Origin of the sequence: Burkholderia sp. Bp9090, from assembly GCF_003857985.1 — a bacterium.
In the GTDB taxonomy this organism is placed as follows: domain Bacteria; phylum Pseudomonadota; class Gammaproteobacteria; order Burkholderiales; family Burkholderiaceae; genus Burkholderia.
Genome location: NZ_QTPV01000006.1, coordinates 95,002 through 108,178 on the forward strand (window position 1 = coordinate 95,002; position 13,177 = coordinate 108,178).

Annotated in this window: 16 protein-coding genes; 6 read left to right on the forward strand and 10 right to left on the reverse strand. The window is 68.4% G+C overall.

The genetic code is table 11. From position 1 onward, the window contains the following. Nucleotides 1-16: 16 nt before the first annotated feature. The 4 genes from DIE16_RS08200 to DIE16_RS08215 form a co-directional block, all read right to left on the reverse strand. Nucleotides 17-793, reverse strand: coding sequence for a glucose 1-dehydrogenase (locus DIE16_RS08200; RefSeq protein WP_124573106.1), 777 nt, complete (start codon nucleotides 791-793; stop codon nucleotides 17-19). A gap of 143 nt (nucleotides 794-936) precedes the next feature. Further along, a complete protein-coding gene (locus DIE16_RS08205) occupies nucleotides 937-1,692 on the reverse strand; it encodes an SDR family NAD(P)-dependent oxidoreductase (RefSeq protein WP_124522882.1) in 756 nt (251 codons plus the stop codon). A 9-nt stretch (nucleotides 1,693-1,701) separates the two neighbouring features. Then, complete coding sequence (locus tag DIE16_RS08210) at nucleotides 1,702-2,568, reverse strand: SDR family NAD(P)-dependent oxidoreductase (RefSeq protein ID WP_124522881.1); 867 nt, start codon at nucleotides 2,566-2,568, stop codon at nucleotides 1,702-1,704. Between the two features lie 57 nt (nucleotides 2,569-2,625). Further along, the gene (locus DIE16_RS08215; RefSeq protein WP_124484721.1) at nucleotides 2,626-3,126 is read right to left on the reverse strand and encodes a nuclear transport factor 2 family protein; all 501 of its coding nucleotides are present in this window, start codon (nucleotides 3,124-3,126) and stop codon (nucleotides 2,626-2,628) included. 210 nt (nucleotides 3,127-3,336) lie between these two features. Here DIE16_RS08215 and DIE16_RS08220 point away from each other — a divergent pair, with 210 nt between their 5' ends. Together DIE16_RS08220 and DIE16_RS08225 are read left to right on the forward strand one after the other, a co-directional pair. Continuing rightward, nucleotides 3,337-3,858 (forward strand): nuclear transport factor 2 family protein, encoded by a 522-nt coding sequence (locus tag DIE16_RS08220; protein WP_124522879.1) that lies wholly within the window; start codon nucleotides 3,337-3,339, stop codon nucleotides 3,856-3,858. A 52-nt stretch (nucleotides 3,859-3,910) separates the two neighbouring features. After that, nucleotides 3,911-4,627, forward strand: coding sequence for an EthD domain-containing protein (locus tag DIE16_RS08225; RefSeq protein WP_124522877.1), 717 nt, complete (start codon nucleotides 3,911-3,913; stop codon nucleotides 4,625-4,627). A gap of 64 nt (nucleotides 4,628-4,691) precedes the next feature. On the opposite strand, the gene DIE16_RS08230 is transcribed toward DIE16_RS08225, so the two are convergent. Further along, entirely contained in the window at nucleotides 4,692-6,278 is a 1,587-nt protein-coding gene (locus DIE16_RS08230; protein WP_124522875.1) for an isocitrate lyase, read from the reverse strand. 412 nt (nucleotides 6,279-6,690) lie between these two features. On the opposite strand from DIE16_RS08230, the gene DIE16_RS08235 reads away from it, so the two are divergent. The 4 genes from DIE16_RS08235 to DIE16_RS08250 all read left to right on the forward strand — a co-directional run bounded on the left by DIE16_RS08235 (nucleotide 6,691) and on the right by DIE16_RS08250 (nucleotide 9,263). Next, nucleotides 6,691-7,212 carry a YbaK/prolyl-tRNA synthetase associated domain-containing protein gene (locus DIE16_RS08235; protein ID WP_124522874.1) on the forward strand — a complete coding sequence of 174 codons (522 nt, stop codon included), beginning with the start codon at nucleotides 6,691-6,693 and terminating at the stop codon, nucleotides 7,210-7,212. Continuing rightward, nucleotides 7,209-7,847 (forward strand): transcriptional regulator, encoded by a 639-nt coding sequence (locus DIE16_RS08240; RefSeq protein WP_124522873.1) that lies wholly within the window; start codon nucleotides 7,209-7,211, stop codon nucleotides 7,845-7,847. Before DIE16_RS08235 ends, DIE16_RS08240 begins: the two co-directional genes overlap by 4 nt. A 57-nt stretch (nucleotides 7,848-7,904) precedes the next feature. Beyond that, entirely contained in the window at nucleotides 7,905-8,879 is a 975-nt protein-coding gene (locus DIE16_RS08245) for a threo-3-hydroxy-L-aspartate ammonia-lyase (RefSeq protein ID WP_124522871.1), read from the forward strand. Nucleotides 8,880-9,005: 126 nt separating this feature from the next. Beyond that, nucleotides 9,006-9,263, forward strand: coding sequence for a hypothetical protein (locus tag DIE16_RS08250; protein WP_124522870.1), 258 nt, complete (start codon nucleotides 9,006-9,008; stop codon nucleotides 9,261-9,263). Between the two features lie 55 nt (nucleotides 9,264-9,318). On the opposite strand, the gene DIE16_RS08255 is transcribed toward DIE16_RS08250, so the two are convergent. The 5 genes from DIE16_RS08255 to DIE16_RS08275 are packed head-to-tail and all read right to left on the reverse strand — an operon-like array spanning nucleotide 9,319 to nucleotide 13,080. Beyond that, complete coding sequence (locus DIE16_RS08255) at nucleotides 9,319-10,143, reverse strand: SDR family NAD(P)-dependent oxidoreductase (protein WP_124522869.1); 825 nt, start codon at nucleotides 10,141-10,143, stop codon at nucleotides 9,319-9,321. A gap of 1 nt (nucleotide 10,144) precedes the next feature. Further along, nucleotides 10,145-11,020: an SDR family NAD(P)-dependent oxidoreductase gene (locus DIE16_RS08260; RefSeq protein ID WP_124522868.1), complete on the reverse strand. Its 876-nt coding sequence runs from the start codon at nucleotides 11,018-11,020 to the stop codon at nucleotides 10,145-10,147. Nucleotides 11,021-11,064: 44 nt separating this feature from the next. Next, nucleotides 11,065-12,057, reverse strand: coding sequence for an NADP-dependent oxidoreductase (locus DIE16_RS08265; protein ID WP_124522866.1), 993 nt, complete (start codon nucleotides 12,055-12,057; stop codon nucleotides 11,065-11,067). A 56-nt stretch (nucleotides 12,058-12,113) separates the two neighbouring features. Then, complete coding sequence (locus DIE16_RS08270) at nucleotides 12,114-12,746, reverse strand: Dabb family protein (protein WP_124892096.1); 633 nt, start codon at nucleotides 12,744-12,746, stop codon at nucleotides 12,114-12,116. Further along, entirely contained in the window at nucleotides 12,736-13,080 is a 345-nt protein-coding gene (locus DIE16_RS08275) for a hypothetical protein (RefSeq protein WP_124522862.1), read from the reverse strand. The genes DIE16_RS08270 and DIE16_RS08275 overlap by 11 nt, the downstream gene beginning before the upstream one ends. Nucleotides 13,081-13,177: the final 97 nt, after the last annotated feature.

The window sequence follows — 13,177 nt, forward strand, 5'->3', positions numbered from 1 at the left end:
TTGTGTACGCTACCGCTCAAAACGGCGCGCCGGGCAATCCGGGGTAATACGCGCCCGCCGCCATCCCGCCGTCGACCGACAGCTCGGCGCCGTTGCAGTACGACGCTTCGTCGCTCGCGAGAAACAGCGTCGCGCGCGCGATTTCCTCAGGCAAGCCGACCCGCTGCAGCGGCACGTGCGTGTAGTGCTTGTTGACTTCGTCGAGCGGCGCGCCGGTCGGGTTCGACATCGCGGTGTTCACGCCACCGGGATGGATCGAATTCACGCGCACGCCCTGGTGGCCGAGTTCGAGCGCCGCCACCTTCGTCAGCCCGCGCACGCCCCATTTGCTCGAGACGTAGGCGGCCAGCGCATTCACGCCGCGCAGCCCGTCCACCGACGAAATGTTGACGATCGACCCGCGCTTTTGCGCGATCATGCGCGGCGCGATCGTATGGATGCCGACGAACGTGCCGACAAGATTGATCGACACCGCACGCTCGAAATCGCGTTTCGACAACTCGGTGATCGCGCCGAACATCAGCACCGCCGCGTTGTTGACGAGCACGTCGATGCGGCCGAACTGCTCGACGGTCGCGTCGGCCACGCGTTGCCAGTTTGCTTCGTCGGCCACGTCGAGCCGCATGAAGCGCGCGGCGTCGCCGAGCTCGCGCGCAAGCGCCTCGCCTTCCGCGTCGAGCACGTCGGCGATCACGACGCGCGCGCCCGCTTCGACGAACAGCCTGCACGTCGCCGCGCCCATTCCGCGCGCGCCGCCCGTGACGATCGCTACCTTTCCTTCCAGTCGACTCATGTCGTTCTCTCTCCGATGCGTTTCGATTTCAGTTCCGGTTCCGGTTCCAGTTCCAGTTCCGTTCGCCGGCCGCGACGCCCGGCTGCACGCCGGTGCGCGGCCGATCACGAGCTGACGACGACGCGGCGATCCCGCGCCAGCCGTCAGCCCCAGTACGCCTGCCCGCCGTCGAGCGGCAGCGTCGCGCCCGTCAGGTAGGCCGCATCGCGGCTCGCGAGAAACACGATCGCGCGCCCGATGTCCTGCTCGCAGTCGCCGACGCGGCCGAGCGGGATCGTGCGGAAGAACGCCGCGGCCTCGTCCGGGTTCGCGTCGACCCAGCCCTTCAGCCCCGGCGACAGCGCATGCGGCGCGACCGCGTTCACGCGGATGCCGTCGGCGCCCCATTCGCATGCCGCCGCACGCGTGAGCGCACGAATCGCTTCCTTGGTTGCCGCATAGGCGCCGTAACCCGACGTGTCCCAGCGCACCGCGGCCGACGATGCGAAATTGACGATCACGCCATCGCCCTTCAGATGCGGATGACACGCACGCATCATCCGCAGCGTGGCGATCGGCCCCGATTCGAGGCCCGCGAGAAAATCCGCGTCGGTCACGTCGAGCAGGCGGCCGAGCGGTACGACCTGCGCGTTGTTGATCAGGATCTGCACGCCGCGAAAACGCTCCACCACGGCATCGACGCACTGCGCGATCTGCGCGGCGTCCATCACGTCGCACACGAACGGCTCCGCGACCCCGCCGCGTGCGCGAATCGCATCGCACGTCGCGACCAGCTTGTCGCGTGTGCGGCCGACCACGGCCACCTGCGCGCCTTCGGCTGCGAGCGCGTGCGCGACACCTTGCCCGACGCCCTGCCCCGCGCCCGTCACGAGCGCGACCTTGCCCTTGAGCATGCCCATGCGCGCTCCTTAAGCGACGATTGCCGGATGCGCCTGCACGGGGCCGCCGAGCAGTTCGCGGTACGACGGCGGCTGTTTGCCGTCGAGATCAGAAATGCCGTACTGCAGCGCGGCTTCCGCGCCGACCAGCACCTGCCCGGACAGCGCCATGCGCTGCGGATCGGCGTGGATCGCATGAATCACGCGGCCGGTGAATTCCGGGCTTTCGGCGACGAGCGAGAATTCCTTGTACAGGTCCGGATGCTCGTCCCACACGCGCGTCGTGCGCTCGGTGCGCAGCGGCCCCATCCAGATCGACACGGCCGCGACGTCGAACGGCTTCAAGTCGACCGCCATGTCCTTCGCGAACTTGTCGACACCGGATTTCTGCGCGCCGTACGCGGCGCCGTGCATGTAGCAGCTCGCGCCGAACGACGACGTGAACGCGATCAGCCCGCTGCGGCGCTTCGCCATCAGCGGCGCGGCATGCCAGCTCGCGACATAGGCCGAACGCAGCCCGACGTCGAGGATGTTCACGAGGTCGAGCGACTTCTCCCAGAACGGGCCCGGCAGGATCAGCTGGTCGTGCAGGTACGTCGCGTTGTTGACGAGGATGTCGAGCCGCCCGCTTTCCCGTTCGACACGCTCGAACAGCGCCTTCACCTGCGCGTCGTCCGCGTGGTCGCACGCGACCGCGATCCCGCGGCCGCCGAGCGCGTCGATCTCGCGCGCGGTCTCGTGGATCGTGCCGGGCAGCGGCGCATCGCCTTCGTGCTGCGAACGGCCCGTCACGTAGACGGTCATGCCGGCCGCGCCGAGCGCGCGCGCGATGCCCTTGCCTGCGCCGCGCGACGCGCCCGTCACGACGGCGACCGGCGCCTCGTGGTTCTGTGTCATGTTCGATGTCTCCTGGGGGAATGTTCTCGACCGGCGCGGGGAGCGCGCGTCGTTTCGTTATGCGGCAGGCGGCTGCGCGCCGGCGAACAGCACGCCAGGCGCATCGCCGTCGTAGCGGGCCGACAGCGTCGACGTGACGACGCAGCGCGTGGCCGCGATCTTCCATTCGCCGTCGACCTTCCGGTATTCATCGTCGTAGGTCGCGCCGAGCTGCGTGAGCGTGCGCGCATCGGTGTCGAGCATCTGGTAATGCAGGCCCCACGTGCCGCGCGCATGCGTGTCGTCGAGCACGGTGATGTGCGGATTCACGCCGTGGTGCATCTCGACGATGTGCGGGTGGCAGCCGAGCCGCTCGAACACGTCGACGAGCGCGTCGCGATGCTCGAACGTGCCGATCCGGCCATAGTCGATGTGCACGGTGCCGGGCGCGAAACAATCGCGCATCCCTTGCGGATCCTTCCGGTCGCAGCACGTGAAGTAGCGGGCCTTCAGCTGGCGAATCGCGTCGGCGTCCTCGAGCCTGCGCACGCGCACTTCCATTCGTTCGATCGGGGTCATGCCGTCTCCTTGGTCTCGTGTGCGCGGATCGAAGCCGCGTCGACGCCACGTTACAGCCGCACGAATGGCCGGCCATCACCTGTTTGGATGAACCTCGATGGTCCGTGGCGGCGGAGATGCACGCGGCCGTCGCGGCGTTCGTCCGAACAGACGATGTGACATGAGTGGCTTCGTTCCTAAGATCGGACGACACCACCACGAGACACGGCGATGGACGAGACGACCCGCACGCTCTACGAGTACGAGCAGATCCGCCAGCTGAAGTACCGGTATTTCCGCGCGATCGACACGCACGACTGGGCGTTGCTCGAACAATGCTTGACCGGGGATTGCGAGGTGCGCCTGCAAGGCGGCCGCTATGCGTACGACGGCCGCGACGCATTCGTGTCGAGCCTGCGTGCGCTGATCGGCAAGCCGACCTTCCTGACGATGCATCACGGCCATCATCCCGAGCTCACGCTGGTGTCCGCCGGTCACGCGTGCGGCGTGTGGTTTCTCGAGGATCACGCGATCAATCTCGAGGATGACTACCTGGTGCACGGCACCGCGTTCTACGACGACCAGTACGTGAAGCACGACGGTGTGTGGCGCATTCACGCGACGCGTCACGAGCGCCTGTTCGAAACCGTCACATCGCCGATTCCGCCGTCGTTCACGCTGACCGCGAACCGCTTCGCGCCGCACGCGCACGACGCAACGCGCCCGGCCGATTCGGCCGTCAACGCTTCCTGAAACCCGGCGGCAGCGCCGCCGATCCCGTCATTCCCCCCCTGGAGCCGGAGCAATGGAGAAAGTCATTTACGTGTTGTGGCGCGACGCGCAGGCCGCGCCCGAGCCGTGGAGCCGCAGCGTGCGCGCGCAGCTCGCCGACAAGCTGCTGTCGCTCGGCGCGCACGGCGTGCAGGTGAACGTCGCCGACGCCGACGTCGCGCCGGCCGCCGGCCTCAAGCAGACCAACACGCACCCGGGCATCGACGGCATCGTAGCGGTATGGATCGACAGTGCGAACCCGATGTTCCGCCAACCGTTCGACGACGCGGTGCGCGCGGCCGTCCCGCACATGGCCGCGTATCTGGTCACCGAATCGCAGCCGATTCCGAACACGCGCTTTCCGGCGCGGCCCGGCGAGCGCACCAGCGGCTTCTCGCAGCTCGCGTTCCTGAAGCGCCCGCCGCGCCTCACGCACGAAGCGTGGCTCGATGTGTGGAACGGCCATCACACGCGCGTCGCGATCGATACTCAGGATAACTTCCTGTACGTGCAGAACGTGGTCGTGCGCGCGCTCACGCATGCGGCGCCCGGCTACGACGCGATCGTCGAGGAGTGCTTCCCGGCCGCGGCGATGACCGATCCGTACGCGTTCTTCGATGCGGTCGGCGACGAGGAGAAATTCCAGCGCAACGTCGCGGAGATGATGGACAGCTGCGGACGCTTCATCGACTTCGACAAGATCGACGTGGTGCCGACGAGCCAGTACGTCGTGAAGGCGGTGCGCGGATAAAACGCGGATAAAAAAAACGCCAACCCGTCATGAACGGGTTGGCGTCGTGCCGCGGGTATGACGATTACGAGAACTGGTTCATCGTGTTGTCCTTGCCCGCCGCCTTCAGCGCTGCTTCGCCGCTGAAGTATTCCTTGTGGTCGTCGCCGATATCCGAGCCGGACATGTTCTGGTGCTTGACGCACGCGATGCCCTGGCGGATTTCCTTGCGCTGCACGCCGGCCACGTAACCGAGCATGCCCTGGTCGCCGAAGTATTCCTTCGCGAGGTTGTCGGTCGACAGCGCGGCCGTGTGGTACGTCGGCAGCGTGATCAGGTGATGGAAGATGCCGGCTTCGCGCGATGCATCGGCCTGGAACGTGCGGATCTTCTCGTCGGCGAGCTTGGCCAGTTCGGTCTCATCGTACTCGACGCTCATCAGCTGCGCGCGGTCGTAGGCCGACACGTCCTTGCCCGCGGCCTTCAGCGCGTCATATGCCTGCTGACGGAAGTTCAGCGTCCAGTTGAACGACGGGCTGTTGTTGTACACCAGCTTCGCGTTCGGGATGACCTTGCGGATTTCGCTGACCATGCCGCCGATCTGCGCGATGTGCGGCTTTTCGGTTTCGATCCACAGCAGGTCGGCGCCGTTCTGCAGCGACGTGATGCAGTCGAGCACGCAGCGTGCTTCGCCCGTGCCGGCGCGGAACTGGAACAGGTTGCTCGGCAGGCGCTTCGGACGCAGCAGCTTGCCGTCGCGCTTGATGACGACGTCACCGTTGCCCAGCTGGTCGGCCGACAGTTCCTCGCAGTCGAGGAACGCGTTGTACTGGTCGCCCAGGTCGCCCGGCGTGTTGGTCACGGCGATCTGCTTGGTCAGGCCGGCGCCGAGCGAGTCGGTACGGGCGACGATGATGCCGTCGTCCACGCCCAGTTCCAGGAACGCGTAGCGGATCGCGCGGATCTTCGCGAGGAAGTCCTCGTGCGGCACCGTGACCTTGCCGTCCTGGTGGCCGCACTGCTTCTCGTCGGACACCTGGTTCTCGATCTGGATGCAGCACGCGCCCGCTTCGATGAACTGCTTGGCCAGCAGGTAGGTCGCTTCCGCGTTGCCGAAACCGGCGTCGATGTCGGCGATGATCGGCACGACGTGCGTCACGTGGTTGTCGATCTTTTCCTGGATCGCGGCCTTGGCAGCGGCGTCCTTCGCAGCATCGAGCTCGCGGAACAGGCCGCCGAGTTCACGTGCATCGGCCTGGCGCAGGAACGTGTACAGCTCGCGGATCAGCGCGCTGACCGAGGTCTTTTCGTGCATCGACTGGTCCGGCAGCGGGCCGAACTCCGAGCGCAGCGCGGCGACCATCCAGCCGGACAGGTACAGGTAACGGCGTTCGGTGCTGTTGAAGTGCTTCTTGATGGAAATCATCTTCTGCTGGCCGATGAAGCCGTGCCAGCAACCCAGCGACTGCGTGTACTTGGCCGGGTCGGCATCGTACGCGGCCATGTCGGCACGCATGATCTTCGCGGTGTACTTCGCGATGTCGAGCCCCGTCTTGAACTTGTTCTGGGCACGCATGCGGGCCGCATACTCGGGGCTGATGGCATTCCACGCGCTGCCGTGGTTTTCCTTCAAGCCAGCCACTGCCTTGATGTCGTCTTGATATTGGGACATGTCAATCTCCTGGGAACGAAGCGCATTTGAGTAAAGGGTTCAGCGTGCCCGCTCCGTGTGACGAAGCGAACTGCATGGACTCAATGGTAACGCCACGCGGCGCACTGTCGAGCAACTCTTATATAAGACATAAGATATAAATTCTGCTTGTTTTTCAATGAGATAAGCGACGCGTTTTGCGATGCAAAACAGGTTTTCAAGCGGCGGGAAGATGACGCAGCGGGAATTCGGCACGCATTCCGCGATATGAAACGGCCTTTCGGCAGTTGGTGGGAGGACAGGCTCGGCGATTCATGTTTCGCGCTTTTGCCACCGACATGACAAAACGTCTATACTTGGACAATCCATCGACGGCGAACCGACAGGCGCCGTTCCCGCGTACCGCGATGCGCGCCCTCCTGCCTGCAACCCCATGAGCGACTACCCCGTCTTCGACGCGCTGTGCGAACTGCTGAACACCTCGGGCGCGCGGTTCCGCGTGCTCGATCACCCGGCCGAAGGCAAATCCGACGCGATCGCCGCGCTTCGCGGCACGCGTCCCGAACAGGGCGCGAAGGCGATGCTCTGCACGTTCAAGGACGGCGGCGACGCCACCGCGCTCGCGGTGATCCCCGGCCACCTGAAGATCGACTTCCGCAAGGTCGCCGACGCGGTCGGCCGCCGCAAGGCGACGCTCGCGCCGCCCGAACTCGCTGCCGCGGTCACGCGCTGCGTGATGGGCGCCGTGCCGCCGTTCGTGTTCGACGCGAACGTGGCGCTCGTCGTCGACCCTGCCCTGATCGAGCTCAACGACGAAATCGCGTTCAATGCGGGCCGCCTCGACCGCTCGGTCGTGCTCGACGCGTCCGACTACGTGCGGATCGCCCGCCCGCTGCTGGCCGACATCACGCGGCCGGAAACGACCGGCGCGCCCGTGCTCGAGGCCAGCGCATGACCACGCCCCGCCCCAGGCCGCAGTCGGAACAGGCGTCGCTGATCGAGCAGGTGCTGCGCATCGCCGAAGGGCTCGGCGCGATGTTCGCGCCGTTCACCGAAGTCGTCGTGCACGACCTGCGCACGCCGGAGCACGCGATCCTCGCGATCCACAACAACCTGTCGGGCCGCGCGATCGGCGATCCGGCGACCGAACTCGGGCTCGCCCGCATCGCGGACGACGACTTCCCGCAGGTGCTCGCGAACTACGCGAACCGCTTCGCCGACGGCCGCACCGCGAAAAGCACGTCGATCGGCATCAAGGACTCGGGCGGCCGCTATGTGGCCGCGCTGTGCCTGAACGCGGACGTCACGCTGTTCCGCGGCTTCCAGGGGATGCTGAACCAGTTCTGCAGCACCGAAGGCGCGCCGGTCGCCGAAACGCTCGACCCGGCCGGCGCGGACGCGATCCGGCAGCGCATCGACGCGTTCGCGACGCGCCGCGCGACCACGCCGCGCGAGCTGAAGACCGACCAGCGCCGCGAGCTGATGCAGGCGCTGAAGGCGGACGGCTTCCTCGAGGTGCGCCGCGCGATGGAAATCGTCGCGCAGCACCTCGGCGTGTCGCGCGCCACTGTATACAACGATGCGAAATGACGCGTGCCCGCGGCGCGCCCCGCTTACCTGTTGACTGACTCTTCCGACGAGCGACTCATGAACACTCCGACCCTCCCCACCTACGACGACGTCGCGGCCGCCGCGTCGCGGCTCGACGGCCACGCGCACCGCACGCCCGTGATGACGTCGCGCACGATCGACGAAGCGCTCGGCGCGCAGGTGTTCTTCAAATGCGAGAACCTGCAGCGCATGGGCGCGTTCAAGTTCCGCGGCGCGTTCAACGCGTTGTCGCGCTTCGACGCGACGCAGCGGCGCCACGGCGTCGTCGCGTTCTCGTCCGGCAACCATGCGCAGGCGATCGCGCTGTCGGCGCGCATCCTCGGCATCCCCGCGACGATCGTGATGCCGCAGGACGCGCCGGCCGCGAAGATGGCCGCGACGCGCGGCTACGGCGGCAACGTCGTGACCTACGACCGCTATACCGAGGACCGCGAGCAGATCGGCCGCGAACTCGCGGAAAAACACGGGCTCACGCTGGTGCCACCCTACGACCACGCGGACGTGATCGCGGGCCAGGGCACGGCGGCGAAGGAACTGTTCGACGAAGTCGGGCCGCTCGACGCGGTCTTCACGCCGCTCGGCGGCGGTGGCCTGCTGTCGGGCACGGCGCTCGCGACGCGCGCGCTGTCGCCGCACGCGAAGCTGTACGGCGTCGAGCCGGAAGCCGGCAACGACGGCCAGCAATCGTTCCGGTCCGGGTCGATCGTCCATATCGACACGCCGCGCACGATCGCCGACGGCGCGCAGACGCAGCACCTCGGCAACCTGACGTTCCCGATCCTGCGGCGCGACGTCGACGACATCCTGACCGCGACCGACGCGGAGCTGGTCGACTGCATGCGCTTCTTCGCGACCCGTATGAAGATTGTCGTCGAGCCGACCGGCTGCCTGTCGTTCGCGGCCGCGCGCCGGATGAAGGACGAACTGCAAGGCAAGCGCGTCGGCATCGTGATCAGCGGCGGCAACGTCGATCTCGAGAACTTCTGCGCGCTGGTATCCGCCTCCGCGTAATGCGTCGCGCGGATGACCGCATGAACATCCTGTCATCCGCGCGCCGCCGCTCCTTCACGCCGCGTTAAGTTTCGCGCCCTAGACTGAATGCGTTGTCCCGCAGTCAGTCGTGAAGAAGGAGTCACCATGAACACGCACGCGATCGTCGCCGCCGCCCTCGCGGCAGCATCCCTTTCGGCGTTCGCTCAACCGGGCGTGACGTCATTCGGTTTTCCCGCCACGCTGCTGCACGCACCGCACGCCTCGGTCGCGCAGGCAGCCCACCGTTCGCCCGCCGCGCTGCCGCATGCCGGCTTCGTGCTCGCGAAGATCGATCAGAACAATACGCCGCCCGATCGCGGCGGCGACCCGAGCGGCCGCACGCACGGCGGCATGCATATGTAACGCGGGTCACGCTGCGTGAGCCGGCCGCGTCGGTCGGCCGGCCCGCGTCACGCCATCACAACGACGGCAGCGACGGATCGCGCGCGGCGAGGATGTCCGCGGTGCGCCGCTGCAGCGCGCCGTCGAGCGTCTCCGGCTGCGGAATCAGCCAGTAGCGCCCGTCGCGAATGCCGTCGAACGCGCGCGCCGCGAACACGTCGGGCGTGAGCCCGTGCGCGTTCAGCATCGCGCGCATCGTATCGACGAAGCCCTGTACTTCGGGCCGGTCGTGCGCGGCGCCGAACGGGTCGTTGAAGATGCCCGTCTGCACCGGGCCCGGCGCGAGGAGCGACACGCCGACCGGCGCGCCGAGCATCTTCAGTTCGCCGTACAGCGATTCGGTCAGCGCGACCACCGCGAATTTCGTCGCCGAGTAAGGCGACATCAGCGGGCTCGGCAGGAACCCGCCGACCGACGCGGTATTGACGACGCGCGCCGGCACGTTGCGCTCGAGCATGCGCGGCACGAAGCTGCGGATCCCGTTCATCACGCCGTGCACGTTGATCGCGACGCTGCGCTCGAAGCGCTCCGGCGTGATTTCCCAGCTGAAGCCGGTCGCCATCACGCCCGCGTTGTTGAACAGCAGGTCGACGCCGCCGAAGCGCCGCCAGGCGGCGTCGGCCAGCGCGTCGACGGCTTCCGGGCGGCTCACGTCGGTCGGCACGCACAGCACGTCGGTGTCGAGCGTCGCGGCGAACGCGTCGAGCTTCGCCGGGTCGAGGTCGGCCAGCACCACGCGCATCCCGAGCGCGGCCGCGTGGCGCGCGAGCCCGCTGCCGATGCCGCTGGCCGCGCCGGTGATCACGGCGGTGCCGCCGTCGAAGCGAATCGGGTTCGTCATGTCACAGTCCTGCCGGGTCGATATGGGGATGCGCGTACGCCGGAATCTCGGGCGGCGGCAACGGCGTGCGGCCGTCGAGCGAGCGCACCGCGAGCCCCTGCGACAGCGGAAAATGCAGGCTGTGCGTGACGAGGCCCGTGCGCTCGCGCGCCGGCAGGCTGCACAGGGCGAGCGCGGTTTCCGCCAGATACGCGACGTCCTCGGTCGGATAGCCTTCGGGGATATAGCGGGCCGCGCCCGGCGTGCGGATCGCGGTGCTCGGCGCGACCAGGTTCACCGCGATGCCGTCGGCTTCGAGTTCGGCTGCGAGCCCCTGCGTGAAACGCGACAGCGCGGCCTTGACCGCCGCATAGACGGTCGCGCCGCCCGCGCGCGCGAAGTCGTCGAACGGCCGCAGCGGTGCGAGCGCGGTGACCGAGCCGACGTTCACGATCCAGCCGGCGCCGCGCGCGCGCATCAGCGGAATCGCGGCCTGGCTCAGTGCGAACGGAATGCGCAGGTAGTGTTCGATCGTCGCGTCGAACATCGTCATCGGCATCGCGTCGACGCACGCGTAGTCGGCCACGCCCGCGTTGTTTACGAGGATGTCGAGGCCGCCGGCCGCTTCGGCCGCGCGCGCGACGAGCGCATCGCGCTCGGCCGGCTTCGACAAGTCCGCCGCGAGCGCGATCGCACGGCCGCCGGCCTGCTCGATCAGCGCGACCGTTTCGGCGAGCGTGCCGGCGGTCGTCGCCGAGTGCGTGAGGCTGCGCGCCGTCACGACGACGGTCGCGCCTTCGGCTGCGAGGCGCTGCGCGATCGCGCGGCCGATGCCGCGGCTCGCGCCCGTCACGAGCGCGCATTTGCCCGCGAGCGTCGCGGTTCGGTGGTCGGTCATGATGTCTCCGGTGTAGGTGATGGTGTGTCGGGGAGCGTTATGCGTCAGCCCGCGATATCCGCAACGTGCAGCACGAACTTGGTTTTCGCGTCGCCCGTTTGAACGAGGTCGAGCGCGCGCGCCGCCTGTTCGAGCGGAAAACTGTCGAAGCGCGGCACGCGCAGCGTGCGCATGCCGAGCCGCTCGGCGATCGATGAAAGCGTGGCGCCGCTCGGCATCCGGCTGTAGGTCATCGCGGTGCGCAGCCCGCGCCGCGCGGCCTCCGCGCCCGTCGCGGCCAGCCGCTGCGCATCGCCGGGCGCGAGCGTCATGATGGTCACGAGCGTGCCGCCCGGCGCCAGCAGGTCGAGTGCGGCGGGCAGCGTGTCGCCGCCGACCGCATCGAGCACGAGATCGACGCCGCCGGGCGCCCACGCCCGCACGGCCGTCGCGATGTCCTGCGCGCGATAGTCGATGCTCGCCGCCGCGCCGAGCGCTTCGACGCTCGGGCGGTTGCGCGCCGAGCACGTCGCCACGACGCGTGCGCCGGCCTGGGCGGCAAGCTGGATCGCGAAGGTGCCGACCGCGCCCGCGCCGCCGTGCACGAGCACGGTCTGCCCGGCTCGGAGCCCGCCGTCGTCGAACAGGCCGGCCCATGCGGCCAGCGCGGGCGTCGGCGTGGCGGCCGCTTCCGCGAAGCCGACCGCGTCGGGCAGGCGCACGACCGAGTCGTGCCGCACCGCGACGTATTCCGCATACGCGCCCCAGCGCCCCGCGCCGACGTCGGTCTGCGCGAATACGCGCATCCCGGGCGCGACACCTTCGACGCCGTCGCCGACCGCCTCCACCACACCGGCCGCGTCGAACCCGATCACGAACGGAAACGTCATTTGCATGAACGCGCCGAGATAGCCTTCGCGGCATTTCCAGTCGGCGGGATTGACGCCCGCGTACGCGACGCGGATCAGCACGTCGCCGGGGCCCGCCTTCGGGGCGGGAACGTCGGCCAGTCGCAGCGCGTCGGAATGGCCGACGCGGTCGATCAGCAAGGCTCGCATGGTGGTGTCTCCGGTGTTGTGGTTTGCATTGCGGCGGGACGCGTGCGCGTCGCGCGTCACGCCGCCGTGTCGGCCAGCAGGCTCGACGCGAGCGGACAGAATGCGTGCGAGATCGCCTCGACCGTCCAGTCGGGGCTTTCGGCGTCGAAGCGACGGTCGACCCAGCCCCAGTGATACGGATGCAGCAGGTATTCGCCGAGCAGGTCGCCGACGTGCGCGAATTCCTGTTGCCAGACGTGGGTCCACATGCCCGGCGTCACGATCCGGCTCAGCCGCCAGTTGCGGATGCCGGGCATGAATGCCGGCATGCGCAGCAGTTCGCGCTCGAGATCGCCCACCTGCGCTTCGCCGGCCGTGGGCCGCACGCGCAGCATCAGCGTGCGCCATACGCCGTCGCGCAGCGCCGGTTCGCGCAGGCCGCCGCCGATCGCATGACACGCCGCGCCGTCGATCCGCACGACGCCCGGCAGGCCGGCCAGCGCGGCGAAATCCGTCGCGTGGCCGGTCGCCCGTTCGTCGCGCAGCACGTCGAGCGTGTAGTCGCCCGCGCCCCAGCAGCCGTCGAGATTGCGCGCGAGCGCCACGCGGGTCGCGCCCGGCAACGCCTGCGCGGCTTCGCGCAACGCGTGCTCGAATGCGCCGGCATCGCCGGTCGCCGAAACGAAAATCTGGGCCGTGTCATGCCGCATGGTCGATCTCCGTCAGTGCGGACAGCGGCGCATCGGCATCCGTCATCACATGGCGGCGGCGGGCGTCGCACAGTGCGTCGACGGCCATCCAGAACGCAACCACGTCGCCGTCGGTCAACGCGCGCATCCGGTAGTACGACGGCGCATCGGCGACCTGCCACGTCAGCCACAGCGTGCTCGGCTGCCCCGGCACCGCGACGGGCGGCGACACCCAGCGGCCGGCCGCCGTCAGTCCGCGTGCCGCGTGGCCCGGCAAATAGCGGTCGCGCAGCAGCGCCAGCACGTCGGGAATGCGCTCGGGCGCGAGGGTGATTTCGTCTACGATCTGGATCATTCGCGGGTCGTCTCGGGTGGTTCGTGGCGCAATGCGGTGCCGGCCGCCTACGCCATTCCGGCGAGGCCGGAAGCGGCCGGCGTGGATAGCATTCTTG

Coding starts and splice junctions, on each gene's coding strand:
- DIE16_RS08200 (WP_124573106.1), bottom strand. CDS start 793: ATGAGTCGACTGGAAGGAAAGGTAGCGATCGTCACGGGCGGCGCGCGC.
- DIE16_RS08205 (WP_124522882.1), bottom strand. CDS start 1,692: ATGGGCATGCTCAAGGGCAAGGTCGCGCTCGTGACGGGCGCGGGGCAG.
- DIE16_RS08210 (WP_124522881.1), bottom strand. CDS start 2,568: ATGACACAGAACCACGAGGCGCCGGTCGCCGTCGTGACGGGCGCGTCG.
- DIE16_RS08215 (WP_124484721.1), bottom strand. CDS start 3,126: ATGACCCCGATCGAACGAATGGAAGTGCGCGTGCGCAGGCTCGAGGAC.
- DIE16_RS08220 (WP_124522879.1), top strand. CDS start 3,337: ATGGACGAGACGACCCGCACGCTCTACGAGTACGAGCAGATCCGCCAG.
- DIE16_RS08225 (WP_124522877.1), top strand. CDS start 3,911: ATGGAGAAAGTCATTTACGTGTTGTGGCGCGACGCGCAGGCCGCGCCC.
- DIE16_RS08230 (WP_124522875.1), bottom strand. CDS start 6,278: ATGTCCCAATATCAAGACGACATCAAGGCAGTGGCTGGCTTGAAGGAA.
- DIE16_RS08235 (WP_124522874.1), top strand. CDS start 6,691: ATGAGCGACTACCCCGTCTTCGACGCGCTGTGCGAACTGCTGAACACC.
- DIE16_RS08240 (WP_124522873.1), top strand. CDS start 7,209: ATGACCACGCCCCGCCCCAGGCCGCAGTCGGAACAGGCGTCGCTGATC.
- DIE16_RS08245 (WP_124522871.1), top strand. CDS start 7,905: ATGAACACTCCGACCCTCCCCACCTACGACGACGTCGCGGCCGCCGCG.
- DIE16_RS08250 (WP_124522870.1), top strand. CDS start 9,006: ATGAACACGCACGCGATCGTCGCCGCCGCCCTCGCGGCAGCATCCCTT.
- DIE16_RS08255 (WP_124522869.1), bottom strand. CDS start 10,143: ATGACGAACCCGATTCGCTTCGACGGCGGCACCGCCGTGATCACCGGC.
- DIE16_RS08260 (WP_124522868.1), bottom strand. CDS start 11,020: ATGACCGACCACCGAACCGCGACGCTCGCGGGCAAATGCGCGCTCGTG.
- DIE16_RS08265 (WP_124522866.1), bottom strand. CDS start 12,057: ATGCGAGCCTTGCTGATCGACCGCGTCGGCCATTCCGACGCGCTGCGA.
- DIE16_RS08270 (WP_124892096.1), bottom strand. CDS start 12,746: ATGCGGCATGACACGGCCCAGATTTTCGTTTCGGCGACCGGCGATGCC.
- DIE16_RS08275 (WP_124522862.1), bottom strand. CDS start 13,080: ATGATCCAGATCGTAGACGAAATCACCCTCGCGCCCGAGCGCATTCCC.